Here is an 18,773-nt window from a genome sequence, read left to right as displayed (position 1 = left end):
CTCTGCTCAAACAAGGGTGGACATTGCCGGAAATAGACGGAATGGACATCCTTTTTTACTTTGAATTGCTTCGACATTCAAGCAAAGAGAACAACGAAAAAACAGTTCCTGTTGATAGCGTGGGCTGGTTGTAAGGGGTGAGGAAATGGCAGATATCGAAGTGGGCGATCTTGTCGCCCGAATATCTTTTGATGATACCGGCTTGAACAAGTCGATGGCGCAAATTAACCGCCAGATGCAAATCGTACAATCTGAATTCCAAAAAGCATCTAGTGCGTTACAGGGATACGGGCGAGAAGAAGACCTATTGAATGCAAAAGCTTTAAGCCTCAGCCAGCAAATGCAGTTGCAACAACAGAAAATCAACAATCTGAATCAAGCGTTTCAGAAAGCGGCCCGGGAAAAAGGGTTAGATGCTCAACAGACTCAAAATCTTGCGGTCAAACTTAACAAGGCTCAAGCTGAATACAGCAAGCTGGAATCCGAATTAAAGCAGACCAACTCCCAACTGAACACGCAAGAAAAGGAATTGTCATCTCTACAGAGAGCATGGAATGATTCGATGGTTCAGGCTAGGCAATCCGTAGGGAATCTGTCGGACCAGCTTAAAAATGTTGGGGCGGGAATAACGGCTGTGGGTGCCGGAATCGCTGCTGGTCTGGGTGTTGCCGTCAATAAAGCGGCAGACTTCGAACAGGGCATGGCTAACGCCTACTCAGTCATGGCTCCAGATGAGGTGGCGAGGTTCCGGGATGAATTGGAACAGTTAGCTATTACGATGGGCTCAGACACCAAATACAGCGCCACAGAAGCCGCCCAAGGTATCGAGGAACTGGTTAAAGCTGGTGTTAGTGTCGAGGACATTATGTCCGGTGGTTTGTCCGGCGCTCTGTCCCTCGCAACCGCTGGTGAACTTGAGCTGGCTGACGCTGCCGAGATTGCTTCCACGGCCCTCAACGCATTCCGGGATGATGCGCTGGACGTTAACAAGGCGGCTGACATCCTAGCCGGAGCCGCTAACGCTTCTGCAACATCGGTCAGTGAGCTGAAATTCGGCTTATCGCAGGTTTCCGCTGTTGCAAGTTCTGTAGGCCTATCGTTCGAAGATACAGCCACAGCGCTTGCGGTATTCGCTCAGAATGGCCTTAAAGGTTCTGATGCTGGTACATCACTTAAAACCATGCTAACAAGACTCACCCCAACGACAACCGAAGCTTACGAGCAGTTCGATGAATTGGGATTGATCTCTTTCCAAACAGCGGACGCATTGGAATACCTCACTAAAAACGGGATTAAGCCAGCGTCCACACAAACCAAAGATGTTGTTGATGCGCTCATGACATACGCAGCCAAATCCGTAGGGGCTAAAGTCGGTACGGATAAAGCAAACAAGGCATTTAGAGATATGGCATTCCAGGTAGGGGCCCTGTCTTCAGTGTTCTATGATGCGAATGGTGATTTGAAGGGCATGGCAGAAATCAGCGGCATCCTGCAAGATTCCATGTCCCATTTGAATAGTGAGCAGCGTCTGGTTGCCATGAACACCATGTTTGGATCGGATGCTATCCGAGCGGCAAACATCTTGTTTAAAGAAGGCGCTGAAGGCGTTAATACGATGGCGACGGCAATGGGCAAAATCTCCGCTGCTGATGTCGCAAAACAAAAGATGGATACCCTCAAGGGTGCCGTTGAGGAATTGAACGGCTCCATGGAGACCGCTCAGATTTCTATTGGTGATGCACTTGTGCCGGCAATTCGAAAAGTTAGCGAATGGGTGCAGAAACTGGTAGATAAATTCAATGACCTATCGCCTTCAACGAAATCATTTATAGCGATCGGCGGGGCGGTAGCGGCAGCACTGGCTCTTATCATCGGCCCGATTACGCTTCTTATAGGATTCCTCCCAAGCATCGTAGCAGGTTTTGGCATGCTGGCTCCTGTATTTGGCGCATTACTCGGTCCAATAGGGCTCGTTGTTGCTGGCCTTGCTGGCTTGGTTGTTGGTGGTGTTGCTCTTTACAACCACCTAAGCAAAGAATCAATACCGGAAATACAACGGTTCGGCAAGGAAGTTTCGGAGTCGACACAGAAGGCCGTTGGCGGCTTCCTGGACCTCAATGACCAAGCGACTTTAGCATTGAATCAACTGCATTGGTCTGGTCAAACGGTAACGGCTCAAACAGCGCAACGCATTATCACAACGTTCTCTCAAATGGGCGATCAGGTTCTGGTGGCGATGAAAGAAGATCACGCTGCTCAGCTCCAAGAAATGACCAACTTCTATGCGTCAACTTCTGTGCTTACCGAGCAAGAGGAACAAGCGGCTCTCGCTAAAATGAAAGAGTACCAAACGGCGCAAACCACAGCGATTCAAGAAGGACAAGCCCGAATCAAGGAAATCTTGGAGACAGCGAAAGCTGAAAAACGAGCAATCACAGATGCCGAGCGGAATGAAATAAATAAGATCCAGCAGGAAATGGTCAAAACCGGCATCAAGCATATGTCCGAAAACGAACTCGAACAAAAAGCCATCCTTGAACGCATGCGTCAAAATGCTAGTGCTCTCTCTGCACGACAAGCGGCTGAAGTGGTGAAAAACAGCGTCAAGCAGCGTGATGAAACGATTAAAGCGGCAGAGGAACAGTATAACGATGTCGTTAAACAGATCATTATGCAACGCGATGAAGTTGGAAGCATCACAAAGGAACAAGCAGACAAACTCATTGCTGAAGCCAAGAAACAAAGGGACGGCGCTGTAAAACATGCACAAAGCATGCACAACGATGTTCTGAGAGAAGCAAAGGCCCAGGCCGGGGAGCATGTGAACCAAGTCGATTGGGAGACGGGTAACATCCTTTCGAAGTGGCAAGTTTTCGTCAATAAAGTGAAAGAAAAGTGGCAGCAGTTGAAACAATGGGCGGCCAACATTTTCGGCGACTTGTTCAAGACCATAAACAACAAGACAGAAGAGATCAAAACGAGTGTAGTCAACAAGTGGAATGACATCGTGAACTTCTTTAAAAACATCGACTTGAAGAAGATCGGTGCGGACATCATGAATGGCCTCAAGAACGGAATCAAGAGTAAAACGCAGGAACTGTACCAAGAGGCTATTAACATATCCTCCAAAATCGGTAAGGCAATCCGGGACTTCTTCAACATCAAATCTCCGTCACGTCTCATGATGGGATATGGTGAGTATATTTCTGAAGGTCTGGCTATCGGTATTGCAGATTCAGGGAAAGAGGCCATAAAAGCCGCTGAAGATGTTGCTAAAGGCACCAGTGATGGAATAAGAAAGACCCTTCAGATCAATTCGCCGTCCAAGGTCACCACTAAGTTAGGCGAGGAAACTGGAGAAGGATTATCAGCAGGGCTTAACAACAAGAAAAAAAAGGTCAAAAAATCTGCTGAGGAATTGGCGAAAGCGGCATTCGATGCCAGCAAAAAATGGATAGATGAACGCAAATACTACAATGAACTTTCGCTGGAGCAAGAACTGAAAGTTTGGCAGAAGATTTCGCAGAAGTACAAAGCCGGTACGGAGCAAAGGAAGCAAGCCGACCGGGAAGTTTACCGGATTAAACAAGAGCTCATCAAAGCCGAGCAAGAAGCTGAGAAAAAGGCATTCGACCAATCGAAAACTTGGATCGAAAGCAAGAAAGAACTCAACAAATTATCACTCGCTGAAGAGTTGGCTGCCTGGGAACGCCTCACGGCTCGCCAAAAAGAAGGTAGTGCAGAACGGGCCGAAGCCGAGAAGCAAGTTATGAGGGTACGACAAACCATCTATACTGAGCTTAAAGCTGCGTCAGACGACTATTTAGCGAAGGTAAAGCAAGTAAACGAGAATGTAGCTGCGGAAGAACAACGTCTGAACGAAGTGTACGAACAGGCGGTTGAGAATCGCGCCAAATCAATTTATAGCTTTGCTGGCTTGTTTGATGAGGTTACTCAGAAGGCTGAAGTATCAGGACAGCAACTTGTTGAAAACCTCAAGGGTCAAGTAGAGACCATAACCGAGTGGTCAGAGACGCTTAATCTCTTGGGTAAGCGCGGCCTAGATGATGGCCTTATGTCCGAGCTTAGAGAAATGGGGCCAAAGGCTGCGGCTGAGATTATGGCGCTCAACTCTCTGACAGATGCCGAACTGACGGAATATCAAAATCTCTGGCGCACCAAGAACCAAATGGCACGCACTCAAGCGGTCAGGGAATTGGAAGGCCTTCGGGTTGATACACTCCTGCAAATTAAAGACCTGAATGTTAAGGCTGCTGCCGAACTGGATGTATTGCAAAAAGAGTTTGCGGATCGCGTAAAGAAAATTAGATCCGGCACCAAGAACGAGTTTAACGCCATGACAGCATCCATGCCGGAAATCGGACGAGAAATCATCAACGGTTTGATGGCTGGAATTGACGAAATGGCCGGACCACTCAAAAACAAAGTATCTCAATTGTCTAAGAGCATTTCAAACACAATCAAGAACACCCTTAAAATCAAGTCACCATCCCGAGTTACTATGGGGCTTGGTGAGTTTGTTTCTGAGGGGCTTGCAGTTGGTATAGAGAATGCCCAAGGGCTTGCTGTTAAGTCAGCAATAAACCTCTCAGGTGCTGTGGCAAACGCCATGGCAACGGATGCGGCAAAGGTTGCATTCTCAACCTCGGGAGTTGCCGCTCAACAAGCGGCTACGAACCACAACGTAAACATGTACGGGCTGTTTGCAGGAGCCAATATCCACATTCGAGAGGATAACGACATACGCAAGCTTGCACAACAAATTGGAAGCCTCACAACGGGGAACGCAAGAGGATTAGGAGGTGCGCCGGCTTGAGCCGATACGCAGTATTAACTTTAGATGGTAAAGCACCACAGGAGTTAGGCATGGGCGTGTTCCGGGGGAGCCAGCGCCCTATCCTCTCCTCTACGGTTGATACCATAGTAACCGTCCCAGGAATGCATGGAGCCTATGATTTCGGAGCGACCATGGGGCCAAGACAATTCGATCTGGAATGTGCCTTCGTTGCCAAAAACTCAATGGAATTGCAGCAACGTGTTTCCGCGTTTGCTGCTTTTTTATTGGGGCCAGATGGAAGGCCGAGAACCATGCCGGTTGTCTTCTCAAACGATCCATCGAAGCAGTACATGGTTAGATATTCCGGAGACCTTCCGATCGACCGTGTAAGTGGTCTTGGAACATTTACGCTCCCGTTTGTAGCTTATGATCCATGGGCGTATAGCAAGGAGTCAACTTCAGATTTACTTACATGGGATACAGATTATACATGGGATGATGACTTTGCTTGGGATGATGGTTATTCCTATGAATTCAGAGGTCCGGGGACGGCGGAGATCAATAATCTAGGCACCCTTAATGCCGAACCAATCATAGAAATCACCGGCAGCTTTTCTTCACTATCCTTAACAGTGGGAGGAGTTGTTTTCACATATAACGTTCCGATGTCTGGGACGTTGGTGCTCGACTTCAGGCGGAAGACCGCCAAGATCGGAACGCAAAATGTATTACAAAACACAAATGCTCAATTCGGAAAGTTGCCACTTGGCATTTCAAATATCGTTGTTGGTGGTTCCGGACTAAACATAACCATGGACGTCAACTTCAAGTTTAAGTACGCGGCCTAAAGGAGGCGAGTATATTGGCAAACATTCAGAACATTCCTTTGAAAGAGAAACTGAGAGACAGTAACCCCAAGATCAATCAAAACTTTCAAAATCTAAATACTGAATTGACCGGTCATATTAGTTCTAAAACAGCGCACAAGGCCGAAGATATAACATACACAGGGCAAGTACCTGGAGATGATGTAAAAGAAGCAATCGATAATGTTAATAGACGTATTAGCGAAATAGTTGCACAGTCCGGAAACGACAACACAGAAATCGTTGATGCTCGTGGTGGGTATCCGGTTTTGGGGGATAGGCTTAATGATTTTGATGAACGGTTTTCAGATTTATCATATAACGTAAAAGCATTTGGAGCTAAGGGTGATGGCGTTACAGATGACACAGCAGCGATTCAAGCAGCATTAGACTCAAATGCGACAAAAATTTATTTCCCTGCCGGGAAGTATTTAATTACAACCCCTTTATTTCTAAGACGACGTGGTGTATGTATTGAAGGCCCGAACGCATCCCAAAATGATGATAGTGGAGGTAATGAATACACCGGAGCTGCCATATACAAAATGAATAACGCGACCCGAACATTCACGGGAATTAATCAAGATGGAGATCCGGAAACTCATACGGTCAACGCTCACCTAATCATAGCCATCGAAAATGGATATGGCGCGCCTTACTGGGCGCATGGAACTAGAGTCAAGAATCTTGGTTTCTTCGGTGATGAAAATTCACAAGATAAACCAGTTGCAATATTTGGTTACAGAGTTCCTAACTCTACTTTCGAAAATATAATCGCTAAACATGTGTCCTACGGGTTTCAAGGCTATGATTGTTGGCGTACTCGTTGGGTGGCATATCAAGTTTGGTATGCAGATGTATGTGGTATTAAAAGCGTCGCCGCAACGTCTAACCATTTGGATAATTGTTACGTAAGCAATGCCCCTGTTAGTTATATACTCAATAATACCTACTCACAGTTATCGAATTGCGCGTCAGACCACGCCGTAGAGATTGCATATTGGATTCAAGGTGGTCAATGTACGATGTCAGCGTGCGGCGAAGAAGGTTCAAAGGGTATAAAGGTCCTTTCTGGATTCAACGGGTCTGCAAATGGTGTTGTTAATCTGGTTGGTTTTTACCCGAATACTACAGATGACTTAGTGAGAACAACTGAATTTAAAACTGTTGAAACCAATTGGGTAAACCCAGTGATTCTGCAATACAATTATTTCGGGTATGGAGAAATTAACGTTACAGGTATGCGCAGTAGGGCTTCCGACGAGCGTGGAGCAAGTTACATTCATAACGAAAACGTTAACTTTGTCAATAGCAGTTATCCAGGTACATTGGGTATGCCGACAGAAACAAAAGCAGTGAACTATACCGAACAGTGGGAATATCACGATGTTATGTTGAATGACGGCAGCCCTACAGGTGGTGCAGTCGTGGGAAAAGCGTACGTTGGTTATGATGGTCACTTCAAACACATCATATTTGACATTGATATTGATCCTAATGTTGCGCCTGCTTGGGGAAGTGTAGGATGGATACTTCGTGATAATTATGGGGCGAATTACGGAGTAGACCGACAAGACAAAAACAATCAGTATGCAGATGGAGGACAGAAGAAGATATATTACACCTTTGGGAGTGGAATGTTTCCATATAACTTAATCAACTTTTTTAATCTGTTTGATTTCGTTGTATATGACAAATCTACTGGAACAAACAGTGGTAAGAATGCTAATTATTATGTTAGGTACAACACTAACACAAGAGCTTTTGAGTTGAGCGAGGTGTCGTCTCAGTCTGTTGTTAATCCTGCCACTACAATAGGAGGTGCCAACAAAAAACTGTTAATTATCGGGAAGTTGCCAAATTGGGCGTAACAAAACAATCCACAAATTACCACTTATATGCTAATATTATTAGTATTATTTTTTTGTGGAGGATTAAATGAAAAGAGTAATAGGAATAGACATCGTGAAGGTAGTAGCAGCTTTCTTTGTAATATCAGTGCATTTTTTTCTCAATACCCGTTATTATAACCAGCCATTAACTCCTGGAGAAAATCTCTTTACACAAACAAGTCTAAGGTGGCTATTCCTAAACTGCGTTCCGCTATTTTTGATTTCGACTGGTTTTCTTCAAATGAATAAAACAGTTTCTTCAAAATACTATAAAGGTATTCTCCCAATATTGGGAGTTTACTTATTCTATTCTGTGATTACCATAATTGTGAGAGACGTTCACTTCGATGAACATAATAGTTTTTTGGGATGGGGTTATCAAATACTTAGTTTCGGAGCAGTACCTTATGCATGGTACGTAAACATGTTTATAGGTCTGTATTTGATCATCCCGTTCCTAAATGCTATCTTTCACAGTTTAGCGGACAAACAAAAGAGGCTTATTCTGATCTTGATACTAATCATTCTTACGGGATTACCTTTATTTTTTAATTATTTGCCGGTTAAGATAATGTTTTTCCCGGGGTGGTGGATGGGGCTATACCCCTTGGCATATTATTTTATCGGCTGCTATATAAGGGAATATAGGCCGAAAATCAATAAATGGATCGCGCTTGTACTTCTGGTACTAGTTACTCTCTCTGAAACGATTATTACTTATTTATTGGCAGCGGGAGGCCCCTTTAAATCGGACTTGGGGGATTACGGTTCTATTATTGTAATGGCTTCATCTGTTTTGTTGTTTTTGCTTTTGTATGATCTGGATTTTAAAAACTCGACATTACGGACTGTTGTTAGTAAAATCTCTACAATAACACTGGATATATACTTAGCATCATATCTGGCCGACAGATTCGTTTACCAATATGTGTGGGACAAAATTTTCGAGTCTAACTATCAGATTATTTATTATTTCGTGCCAATTGTGGGTTCAATAATTGCTATATCCGTAACGGTGGGGTTAGTCCGGAAATGGTGTACTGATTTTGTTTTGGGAATTATAAATGGAAACGTAAGGAAAAGAAATACAGAAGGGGTGGACATCCAATAAAGGTTACATGGAGGTGATACCTTGATAACCATCCTAAACCAATCACATCAACCTCTAGCCGTCATAGAGGATTACTTCAATGATGAGATTCTCGAGCAAATCAACGGGTCATACACGTTAAGTTTCTCGCTATACCTGGATGACGAGAAAAGCCAATACATTGCAATGGGTAACATTGCTGAAGTGGAAAACCAATACTTTAACATTATCCATCACCGCCGAACCCGCTCTGAAGACGGGAAAGTAGAAATAGTGGTATATTGTGAGCAGGTCGCCTATGACCTGCTCTTTCATTTGTTCGAAGGTGGTTTCATCCATTCCGGCACGCCGCAACAGCTTTTAACCCTGGCGCTTGATGGCACCAAATTTGCAGTAGGGTCGGTACAACCAACCGGATATATCAGCATTGAACTCAAAGAGGGCGTAAATGCGCGTGGTGTCTTGATGGAGATCGCTGCTCAATCTGGTTGTGAATTGCTCTTTGATCAATACGTGGTTTCCTTGCTTAATAAAAGGGGCCAGGATCGCGGCGTACAGTTCCGATTAGGCAAGAACCTCAAAGGCATCATAAAGGACGTGAACGGGCAAACAGGCGAGATTTTAACGTCATATGAAATCGATGTAGTGGAGCTCAACACGTTGCCAGAGTTTGCAGGTCTGGAATACTTTGAACTTGGAGATGTTGTGGACATCATTGACGAGGAATTGGGCATCAATGAACAGCAGCGCATCATCGAATATTCCTACTCGCCTAAACGCCGGATTAACAGCAAGGTGAAAATTGCGAATTACATCGAAGGTATCCAAGACACCATATACCGGATTCAGACGACAACCGTAGGTAAGGATAAATGGATGTATGGTGTTAAGATTGGACCGGATGAGGGAATAGTGATTGAGCGCTATGACAAGATGGCCCGTTCAATTTGGAACGCTGATGAATTCCGGATGCAAAAAGGAAACGGAAACGGCAGCTACACCGATTCGCTATACTTCGATCCGATCAATCAGGAGTATGAGTTCACAGGAGTCGTGAGAGCTGGTCAGTTCATCGGAGGAAGCATTCAGATAGGTAATGATTTCAGCGTTGATGAAACAGGCCACATGAAGGCCGTAGGGGCTGAATTCAGCGGTGATATATCCGCCTCGACCATAACCGGGGGAGATATCTACGGATCGTTCATACAAGGCGCTGATATCCTTGGTAGTACGATCAGGACGGCAGCGTCAGGTGAAAGGATTGTCCTTGATCCCTACGGATTCGAATTCTTTGATTCCTTCAATGCGTTGAGGGTTACACTCGGGACAAATCCACAGGCCAACATTTCAGGTCACACTTATTACAACTCATCAAGCCAGTCACAGGGATTAATATACGCTTCCGGCAACCAGTTGCATGTCATAGGGGTTAACGACTTATTCATGCGAGCACTGAACGGTTCTACCATATTCCAAGGTACTGTGGACTTCAGCCAAGCAAATGTTATCGGGCTGTAATATGAAACATTTACCATGTTTCTCCGTAGTGTTATATTGACTGTATTAGAACCTACGGAGGAGGACAATTCATGAAAACGAAAAGGTTGCTCGGTTTTGTTGTTGCATTTGTACTTGGTGTTTCTGTAGCTGCGTTCGGACAAGATGTGTATGCTCAGATAAATTCAATGATCGGCAAGAAAGTTACTGGTGAGTATACAGTTATAGTAAATGGCGAAACACTCTCCGAAAAAGGAGCAATCATTGATGGTCGGGCTAACGTTCCGGTTAGAGCGTTGTCTGAGTCCTTAGGAGCTGATATAAAGGTGGAAGGAAACACAATCATGGTTACGGCTGAGGAAACTCCAGTTAACAACCAAGTCGTTCTGTTGGATGGTAAATACTACACGAAATATGACTTGCTGAACGAACAGAAAAAGATTACGGATTTACTGGAGCATTTAAATAGCAGCATTGAAAAAGAAGAAGCAAAGACAGAATCCATGAGTGAACAAACTGGTGTGGTTAAACAGGTGTGGGAAGATGGTTTGAAGAGCCTTAGAGAAAAGGTTGATCAGAACACATTGAAACTAAACAATATCAACGAAGCATTAAAAGCATTCGAATAAGTACAATGAAAAGTCCTGCCAAACGGTAGGGCTTTTTAATTTGACTAAGGGGTGGTTGAATTGGCGAGGATCCAGAACAAATTGATGGTCGAGCTATATCCGACTGTACAAGACGTGTGTGAAGTAATCTCGGCAGTCGGGACCTATTACCAAGGTCAGGAGGTGGAATACTTATCGAGCATCCAGAGAGCCATTACAAAAAGGTTAGAAGTCATCAGTAACCATAAAGAAACCACGAAGCAAGAAGAATAGGGGGAACCGGAGTGGATGGAGTACAATCCGAAATGCTGCAAAGAATCACCAGAGTAGAAACGAAGGTGGACAACATGGATGAAAAGTTAGATAGAGCGATTAATGCCAACGAGACAGCAATCAAAGCATTACACGAAGCGAATTTGGCAAACACCAGGCTGGACAAAATCGAAGATAACCAAAAATGGCTCTGGCGTACATTCGCCGGGGCTTTTGTTTTGGCAGTCGCTGCCTTTATTATCTCGGGCGGCCTTAAATAATTTGAAAGGGTGATTATAGTGGAGTGGAACATGATTATGGAATATATCAATGCTGAACTGGTTGGGGTCGTCTTAGCTTGCTGGATTATCGGATATGTACTGAAGCAAACTCCGCTTATTCCAGATTGGAGCATTATTTACCTGGTTACGATCATTGCTATAGTATTCGCTTGTATGTTGTTGGGCTTCACTGTCCAAAGCGTTATCCAAGGCATTCTTTGTGGGGCTGTGGCTGTATTCGGCAATCAACTCGTTAAGCAGGGCAAGAAGGGAGTGGAGGGAGAGTGATTTACCGCAAGGACCACATACCACGCTCGACCGCTTGTAACCGGCGGCCGGGCCTGTCTATGTCCGCGAAAACAATCACGATCCACAATACAGGAAATCCATCTTCTTCAGCTAACGGCGAAAGGGGATGGCTCACCAATCCGGCTAATGAACGTCAGGCATCTTTTCATATCGTAGTGGATGAACGCGAAGCCATTGAATGCATTCCACTGAACGAAAATGCATGGCATGCTGGTGATGGTAGCGGCAGCGCTAGTGGTAACCGGACATCGATCGGCATTGAAATCTGTGAGAGTGGAAATTACGCCAAGACAATTGATAACGCAGTGACGTTAGTCGCTCAGATGTTGATGGAGCGAGGTTGGGGCGTGGATCGACTGCGCAGACATTGGGACTGGTCGCGCAAGATATGTCCGCGCCTTATGTATGATGGCGGCACATGGTCAGGGTGGTATGCATTTAAGGCCGCTGTACAAGGTCGCTTGAACGAGATGAAGAAGGGGGGCTCTGCTGTCGTGAATGATAAAGTAACCGTGGAAGCTTACGGGAAACAGATCAAAGACGGAAAACTAATCGATGGTACGGTGTATGTCCCATTGCGAGCTGTTGCAGAGGCCCGGGGTGATAAAGTATCCTGGGACAATAAAACAAAGACAGCAACAATTTCCGAAAAGTAATTTACAATATGTCCCAAATGCATTATAATGATGACAAAACCGAAAGCATCGGTAAGAGAAGCCCTGCTATGCTACGCGCTGGTGGGGCTTCTTTTTTAATATTTCTCCTTCAATTCCTTCGGCAGCGTAGGATCGTAAAAAGACGATATATCCAACCCGAGATACTTACGCATCATTATAGAAGCTTCCGCTCTTATATACTCCCATCTCAATTCAATAAATGATGTATACCCACGACACATAAACTTCGCTTTTCTCCCGATCTCGGTTGACTGTTCATCGTACACTTTTATCCCCTTAATCCAAAAATGCTTCTTCACATCCATCAAATCCTTGTGAGCCCGATCAATTGCTCCCTTGATTACATCCACATATGGCCCGGGTGTCTTTAGCTGCTCCTCAATATACCGGCTATCACGCTCAAATGCCGTTATGATCATGGGTAATATAATGTATCGTTTTACATAGTGACGGTCTTCGTTTGTAATTGCCTCCGCTATACTCATCTAACACGCCTCCATCTATACGAACGTATGTTTCTATGATAAATGCAATATTTCGATAAAGCAACTGGAACAAAAAAAGCACCTCGACTCCTTAGAGTCTTAGTGCTTAACTAAAATGCCCCCGGAATTGCCCCCGAAGTGCCCCCAAATAGAAGAAAAGGTTAATGAATATAAACGAATGTGTTTTTCAGAAACGCACTAAACATCTTGTATAATAGAAGAAAAAAGCGTATTTATAAGCGATAACCATAAACCGCACGCAAGTTCACCAATGGGAACGCGATCAGTACATCACCATGTATTAATAGAGGAATCCCTTGCGCCGTATGGCGTGGGGGATTTTTTGTTTGGGTCAATTTAATTCAAAGAGGATATTTCGAAGGGAGTGCCCCAAAACGCCGCACCTAGAGAATCTGTTTTCTATACCTTGTGGCAATTCCAAGCTTGGACGGCATATCCATCCATCGGAGGGCCTCGGAAAAATCATGAACGCCGGTGCGCGCGGGTAGGGGGCAGCCCAGACTGTACGCCGATAACTGAACTGCAGGGGACCCATGAAACTATTTTACAGTGAGATCATCAATTCTCATTTTTTTTTAAGTCAGTGAGTTGGTATCGATAAAAGAACTCGGTAGCTATTTTGCATGCAGGGTTATTTTTTTGGCCCTCGACTGTTTTTTTCTCCGATTTTATATTCATATAGAGAAGAATACATACAAAGAACCCAATACCAATCGATCCAGTAACAATCGGCATCAATCGCGTTTCGCCAAAATCAAAAAAGATATGCCCAGTATGTATAATGCTAAGAGAACAATCCAGTGATCCGGTTTGGGGAGGGCCCGAATATGTTTATGGCAAAATATATCATATGTACAATTTCCTGATACTGTTGTGTGCAGTCGTTGTTATGGCGGAGCGGACAACTCCGTTATTTTGGAGAAAAATAACATTGATGCAAGAACTAATGTTCGCATATAATACAAACGAATGTTCTTGTATTGGAGGCGGGGGTTGATGGAAAAGTACATTGGAAATGTAATTGAGATCATTTACATTGATCGCGAAGGGAAGCTTACACATCGTAAAATTAAGCTGCAGGGTATCAGAAATAAATTGATTCGTGCGACGTGTCTAAACACCAATCAACCAAGGATTTTCCGAATGGATAACGTTTTGTCCTGGGGCCCGGCAAAAGGGGCTGGAATGGATGCTTCCTGATCCAGAGCATAAATTGCTCCGATTTTTATAACGAAATGCACCCTTCCGGAATGCAGCGGATGAATACGAGTTCGTTTCTCCAACGGCTAATCTAGAGGGTGCACTTCGTCCAGCTGCAGTGTTTTCTAACTACAGGCTGTCGATCACTTCTTTATATTTATCAAATTCCGAAGCTTCCATATCACCGGACATTTGAATGAGTACATTACCTTTTGCATGTGTATGCGAGAAGAACATGGCGGAGGTCTTGCCGAGCTCATCGTAGTAGCTCTTCAGCTCCTCCATATCCGCTTTCTTCTTGAACACGAACAGTCGGCCTCCAACATCTTCTCCGAGCGAAGGGACGACGATCCGCTTGCCTTCCTCGAACTTCATAGGAGCAATCCCCATATCATCTGCAGCAAGATCTTTGACATTCTCCGCCTCTAATCCGGCTTCTTTCAGCTTGGCGACCACATCATCCAGCTTTACAGCCGGTTCACCGCTCGAGCAGGCCGATCCAAAAACAAGCAGCATAGCAACGACAAGCAACAAACTAAATCTTTTTCTCAACAACACGGTTCCCCCAATTCTGAGATATAATGACAAATTCCAGTCTATCAGAACTAGGAAAATATTGCTAGAACATTTATGGAAATTCTGGGTCTCTCGGAGGGTGCGGACTGCACCTGCGAATGACAGTCATGCTCGCTGCGGGAAGGATAGATTTTTCTTCAATAAAAGGGAACTTTTCGCCCTGAGTTGGACTCTAATTGGATGAGGTGAATCGGTTGGAGTTCGAATACGTAAAGCACATGGCTTCCATGGATACCGACACGTTAGACGCGATCATGGAGCATTACGGCAGTGAGATCTGGAATTACTCATACTTTTTGACGGGGCAGCACGCGCTTGCGGACGACATTGCTCAAGAAGTCTTTATCAAAGCTTATTACGGCATACATACCTTTCGCGGACAATCCAGTTTGAAAACTTGGCTGCTTACGATTACGCGGCATACGGCTTTTCGGCATAAGAAGTCATTTTTTCTAAGGCGGGTAACCTTATTGGATCGGATTCAACCGGCAGGGCACAGCACCTCGGCGGAGACGGAGTATCTGGACAGGCAGTACACGGACGATATCTGGGATATCATCATGGAGCTTCCGGTTAAATTCCGAGAGGTGCTGATGCTGGATCTTCATTATGATATGCCGATTCAACAGATTGCCGAGCTGCTGGGGATTGCGGCCGGCACGGTTAAATCCAGGCTGCATCGGGCTAGGCAAAAAGTACAGAACAAACTGGGGGAGCATCAGATATGAACGAGCATAAACCTGGGTGGTATGAAAGGGCGAAGAATGGGCCGTTTGAAGCCGTGCTGTTGCTGCCTGAACTGAAGAGGCGGGTGTATAAGCGTCTGAAGGAGAGGGAGGGCCAGAGTATGAGGAGACCTAAACGCCGCAGGAGATGGACTGCTGCCATCGCCGGCGTTTTGTTGATTATCGCTTTCCTTTGGTTGGGGGGAGGAGATCCATTTTCGCCCAAGCCGAAGCCGAAGCCGGAGACGGCTCCGCTTGCGACGGAGGCCGCAAACCGGCAAGCCGGAACGGTTCGTGCGCAAGGGACCGGGCCGGAAGGGAAGCTGCTCGTCGTAGCGGAAGGGAGCGAGGCCGTTCAGCGGCTCGGTGCGCCAAGCTGTTTCGGAATGGAATCGGATCAAAAGATTTCAGGAAGATATGATGTCATTTATACAGCTGCGGATGGCAGTGTAACCAAAATCGGGGTATTGGAAGATCGAACATTTATCCAGCCGAATTCGGAACCGATTGAAATGCTCTGCTTGCCGCTTCAGGATGCGGACGTATTTTTGCTCGCCCCGCAGTATCGGGATTGCCATGCCATCGAAATTTATGCTTTCGCCATGGATCGGGGAACCGGCGAAGCCTTCCCGCTGTCGTTCAAGGAAAAAGAGGCGAGCTTTGCCACTTCCTACTACAAGCCGCTAAGCCAACCTGCGGTGAGAAACAATCGATTGGTGCTGCAATCGACGGAAGGACCCGGAGGAGAAGGCTCGCCTGATTTTGACGGGGAGCGCGAGTACAGGCTTGACCTCCAGGAGAAAGCCCTCATTCTGGAATGATGTGCAAAATATAATGAGCATCCTTTGGGGTGCTTTTTTAATGATTTTTTATAATTGCTTTTAAATCCGGTTACCTTTTAGTGAATATCCAGGGATATTTAAACTAGAGAACAAAAGCTGCATGTGAAATATGCGGTTGATTAAGACGACTAAGAAATTACCGTGACTTGTAACTTTTTTCCTGATCAAAAATCATTGACTCCTTGGATCCGTGTAAGTAAAATCGTATAGTATACAAAGTATATTGAATTAGTCGGATTAATAGATAAGGGGGCATCGAATTTGGCACAAATGATTATTACAGGATTATTATGCGGTGCTTTACTCGGATTTGTCATGCAGCGGGGACGTTTTTGTCTGACAGGTGGATTCCGGGATATGTATCTGACAAAAGATAACCGGATGTTTTACGCGCTGCTGATTGCGATCAGCGTACAGAGTATCGGCGTATTCGCATTGATCCAGATGGGACTTATTCAGTTCCAAGCCGGGGAGTTTAACTGGCTGGCTACGATCCTCGGTTCTTTCATATTTGGAATAGGCATTATATTGGCCGGCGGCTGTGCGACAGGGACATGGTATCGGGCAGGGGAAGGGCTGATCGGAAGCTGGATCGCTCTTTTCGGATACATGGGGATGAGCGCTGTTATGAAATCCGGAGCCCTGTCGCCGGTGAACAACAGCCTTAAAGGAATTTCAACACCTACGAACTCCATTCCGGCCACGTTCGGTTTATCGGTATGGCCATTTATCGCTTTACTTGCTCTAATTACTATTTTTCTTGTCGTCAAGCAGCTGCGCAAGCCAAAAGTGTTTATTCCGTCGCTGCCGCCGAAGCGTAAAGGCCTTAATCATCTGTTGTTCGAGAAGCGCTGGCATCCGTTCTTCACCGCGATCCTCGTCGGACTGGTTGCTTTATTGGCATGGCCGCTGAGCGAAGCGACGGGCAGGATGTCGGGGCTTGGAATTACCACGCCTTCCGCTAACATTCTTCAGTATCTGGTAACCGGAGATGGCGACAAATATTTGAATTGGGGCGTGTTCCTTGTACTAGGTATTTTCCTAGGCTCATTCGTCGCCGCCAAAGGAAGCCGCGAGTTTCGCTTCCGGGCTCCTGATGCCAAGACGGCCGTATCCAGTTTTTCCGGCGGCATTTTGATGGGGTTCGGGGCCAGCTGGGCAGGCGGCTGCTCCATCGGAAACGGCCTGGTCATGACGGCGATGATGACGTGGCAGGGTTGGGTATCCTTAATCTTTATGATTTTAGGTACGTGGGCAGCTTCTTATTTTGTATATGTGCGACCACGTGCCAGCGCCAAGAAGAAGGCGGCAGTTTATCAAACGACAACGGCTTAGGAGGTTATATTAATGAAACAAAAATTAGCTGTGCTTGGAATGGTATGTCCTTTTCCTTTGATTGAAGCGAAAGAAGCGATGGAATCTCTAAAAAGCGGCGACGAGCTGGAGATCGATTTTGACTGCACGCAGGCAACGGAAAGTATTCCGCGTTGGGCTGCCGAAGCGGGCCACAAAATTACTAATTTCGTTCAGCTTACGGATGCATCCTGGTCGATTACGGTTCAGAAGAAGTAACGGACCATACTAAATCTTGACTGAAGTATTCCATGGATAAAAATATGTATCTTTAAAACGGCTGGTCATTTGTTTGATCGGCCATATCTATCTGCCCATCTTGCTAAGTTCCTGCGTCATTAGGCAAATATTTGCGCGTTTGATCGTTTCCGATCTTACGCGGCGGTTGTTTTCAGATTCCAAGGTAAGGTTTAACCCGATGCTGTCCTGTATGTAGTTGGAGGGTATTTTTGGATCTGAGGTTACAGGAATATTATATCTAGCATATCACCGCTAGAATAATAGAACCCGCTCATCCTCTTGTTGAAGAGGGAGCGGGTTCTAATGGGTTGAGCCTATGCTAGTGAACATCGCGGAACAATCCAATGACTTTACCGAGGATCGTCACGTGATTGAGGCGCAGCGGCTCATAACTTGGGTTCTCCGGCTGAAGCCGAATATGGTCCTTCTCCTTGTAAAAGGTCTTCACCGTTGCTTCGTCCTCTTCCGTCATGGCCACGACAATATCGCCGTTATCGGCGGTTTGCTGTTGACGGACGATCACATAATCGCCGCTGTGGATGCCTGCTTCGATCATACTGTCGCCGACGACGGACAACATGAACACCTTGTCGTCGCCCACATAGTGCTGCGGCAGCGGGAAATAATCTTCGATGTTCTCGGTCGCCGTGATCGGAACCCCGGCTGTAACTTTGCCGACTACGGGAACCCGGGCGATGGTGTGGGTAAACAGGTTGCTGCTCTCGGATTCTTCCTGGCCAAGCAGCTCAATGGCTCTTGGCTTCGTAGGGTCGCGGCGGATCAAGCCTTTCTTCTCCAGGCGGTCAAGGTGGCCGTGGACTGTTGAACTGGAAGCTAGTCCGACAGCCTCGCCGATTTCCCGGACAGAAGGCGGATAGCCTTTGCTACGAACTTCGTTTCGGATAAACTCTAAGATCGCCAGCTGGCGGCTGGATATTTTCGACATGCCGTATCAACCCCATTTAGTAACGTTTGGGAAAATTATAACATAGAACTGCCGTTCGTACAAACATAAGTTCTAAAATAATTGGAACAAATGTTCGATTGGGTATTGAAACAAA

Annotated in this window: 16 protein-coding genes; 13 read left to right on the top strand and 3 right to left on the bottom strand. The window is 45.7% G+C overall.

Going from position 1 to position 18,773, the window contains the following annotated elements; translation table 11 throughout:
* The first annotated feature begins 145 nt into the window (after positions 1-145).
* From BBD41_RS03170 to BBD41_RS03125, 9 genes are all read left to right on the top strand, one after another.
* The gene (locus BBD41_RS03170; RefSeq protein WP_099476685.1) at positions 146-4,837 is read left to right on the top strand and encodes a phage tail tape measure protein; all 4,692 of its coding nucleotides are present in this window, start codon (positions 146-148) and stop codon (positions 4,835-4,837) included.
* On the top strand, positions 4,834-5,646 hold the full coding sequence (locus BBD41_RS03165; protein ID WP_099476684.1) for a distal tail protein Dit: 813 nt from the start codon (positions 4,834-4,836) through the stop codon (positions 5,644-5,646). The genes BBD41_RS03170 and BBD41_RS03165 overlap by 4 nt, the downstream gene beginning before the upstream one ends.
* Positions 5,647-5,660: 14 nt before the next feature.
* Complete coding sequence (locus BBD41_RS03160; RefSeq protein ID WP_157929263.1) at positions 5,661-7,535, top strand: glycosyl hydrolase family 28-related protein; 1,875 nt, start codon at positions 5,661-5,663, stop codon at positions 7,533-7,535.
* A gap of 67 nt (positions 7,536-7,602) precedes the next feature.
* Positions 7,603-8,667: an acyltransferase gene (locus BBD41_RS03155; RefSeq protein WP_099476682.1), complete on the top strand. Its 1,065-nt coding sequence runs from the start codon at positions 7,603-7,605 to the stop codon at positions 8,665-8,667.
* Between the two features lie 21 nt (positions 8,668-8,688).
* A complete protein-coding gene (locus BBD41_RS03150; RefSeq protein WP_099476681.1) occupies positions 8,689-10,164 on the top strand; it encodes a phage tail protein in 1,476 nt (491 codons plus the stop codon).
* Positions 10,165-10,235: 71 nt separating this feature from the next.
* Positions 10,236-10,772, top strand: a complete 537-nt coding sequence (locus BBD41_RS03145) for a stalk domain-containing protein (protein ID WP_099476680.1) — start codon at positions 10,236-10,238, stop codon at positions 10,770-10,772.
* A gap of 263 nt (positions 10,773-11,035) precedes the next feature.
* Positions 11,036-11,284 carry a hemolysin XhlA family protein gene (locus tag BBD41_RS03135; RefSeq protein WP_099476678.1) on the top strand — a complete coding sequence of 83 codons (249 nt, stop codon included), beginning with the start codon at positions 11,036-11,038 and terminating at the stop codon, positions 11,282-11,284.
* A gap of 36 nt (positions 11,285-11,320) precedes the next feature.
* Positions 11,321-11,572, top strand: coding sequence for a phage holin family protein (locus tag BBD41_RS03130; RefSeq protein WP_237087001.1), 252 nt, complete (start codon positions 11,321-11,323; stop codon positions 11,570-11,572).
* A gap of 59 nt (positions 11,573-11,631) precedes the next feature.
* Positions 11,632-12,249 carry an N-acetylmuramoyl-L-alanine amidase gene (locus tag BBD41_RS03125; RefSeq protein WP_099480440.1) on the top strand — a complete coding sequence of 206 codons (618 nt, stop codon included), beginning with the start codon at positions 11,632-11,634 and terminating at the stop codon, positions 12,247-12,249.
* A gap of 95 nt (positions 12,250-12,344) precedes the next feature.
* On the opposite strand, the gene BBD41_RS03120 is transcribed toward BBD41_RS03125, so the two are convergent.
* Together BBD41_RS03120 and BBD41_RS03105 are read right to left on the bottom strand one after the other, a co-directional pair.
* Positions 12,345-12,755, bottom strand: a complete 411-nt coding sequence (locus BBD41_RS03120; RefSeq protein ID WP_099476676.1) for a YhjD family protein — start codon at positions 12,753-12,755, stop codon at positions 12,345-12,347.
* A 1,350-nt stretch (positions 12,756-14,105) separates the two neighbouring features.
* Complete coding sequence (locus BBD41_RS03105) at positions 14,106-14,528, bottom strand: hypothetical protein (protein ID WP_077568926.1); 423 nt, start codon at positions 14,526-14,528, stop codon at positions 14,106-14,108.
* A gap of 209 nt (positions 14,529-14,737) precedes the next feature.
* On the opposite strand from BBD41_RS03105, the gene BBD41_RS03100 reads away from it, so the two are divergent.
* The 4 genes from BBD41_RS03100 (at position 14,738) to BBD41_RS03085 (ending at position 17,691) form a co-directional block, all read left to right on the top strand.
* Positions 14,738-15,280 carry an RNA polymerase sigma factor gene (locus tag BBD41_RS03100; protein WP_418304247.1) on the top strand — a complete coding sequence of 181 codons (543 nt, stop codon included), beginning with the start codon at positions 14,738-14,740 and terminating at the stop codon, positions 15,278-15,280.
* Between the two features lie 119 nt (positions 15,281-15,399).
* Positions 15,400-16,098 carry a hypothetical protein gene (locus tag BBD41_RS03095; protein ID WP_157929262.1) on the top strand — a complete coding sequence of 233 codons (699 nt, stop codon included), beginning with the start codon at positions 15,400-15,402 and terminating at the stop codon, positions 16,096-16,098.
* A 291-nt stretch (positions 16,099-16,389) separates the two neighbouring features.
* Positions 16,390-17,454: a YeeE/YedE family protein gene (locus tag BBD41_RS03090; protein WP_099480438.1), complete on the top strand. Its 1,065-nt coding sequence runs from the start codon at positions 16,390-16,392 to the stop codon at positions 17,452-17,454.
* A 12-nt stretch (positions 17,455-17,466) separates the two neighbouring features.
* Positions 17,467-17,691 carry a sulfurtransferase TusA family protein gene (locus tag BBD41_RS03085; RefSeq protein ID WP_007129966.1) on the top strand — a complete coding sequence of 75 codons (225 nt, stop codon included), beginning with the start codon at positions 17,467-17,469 and terminating at the stop codon, positions 17,689-17,691.
* Between the two features lie 340 nt (positions 17,692-18,031).
* On the opposite strand, the gene lexA is transcribed toward BBD41_RS03085, so the two are convergent.
* Positions 18,032-18,658, bottom strand: coding sequence for a transcriptional repressor LexA (gene lexA / locus BBD41_RS03080; RefSeq protein WP_007129967.1), 627 nt, complete (start codon positions 18,656-18,658; stop codon positions 18,032-18,034).
* Positions 18,659-18,773 lie beyond the last annotated feature (115 nt).

This window comes from Paenibacillus ihbetae, from assembly GCF_002741055.1.
GTDB classification, from domain to species: Bacteria; Bacillota; Bacilli; order Paenibacillales; family Paenibacillaceae; genus Paenibacillus_AQ; species Paenibacillus_AQ ihbetae.
The sequence above is the reverse complement of the archived record's forward strand: the minus strand, read 5'-3'. Positions and strand labels throughout refer to the sequence as shown.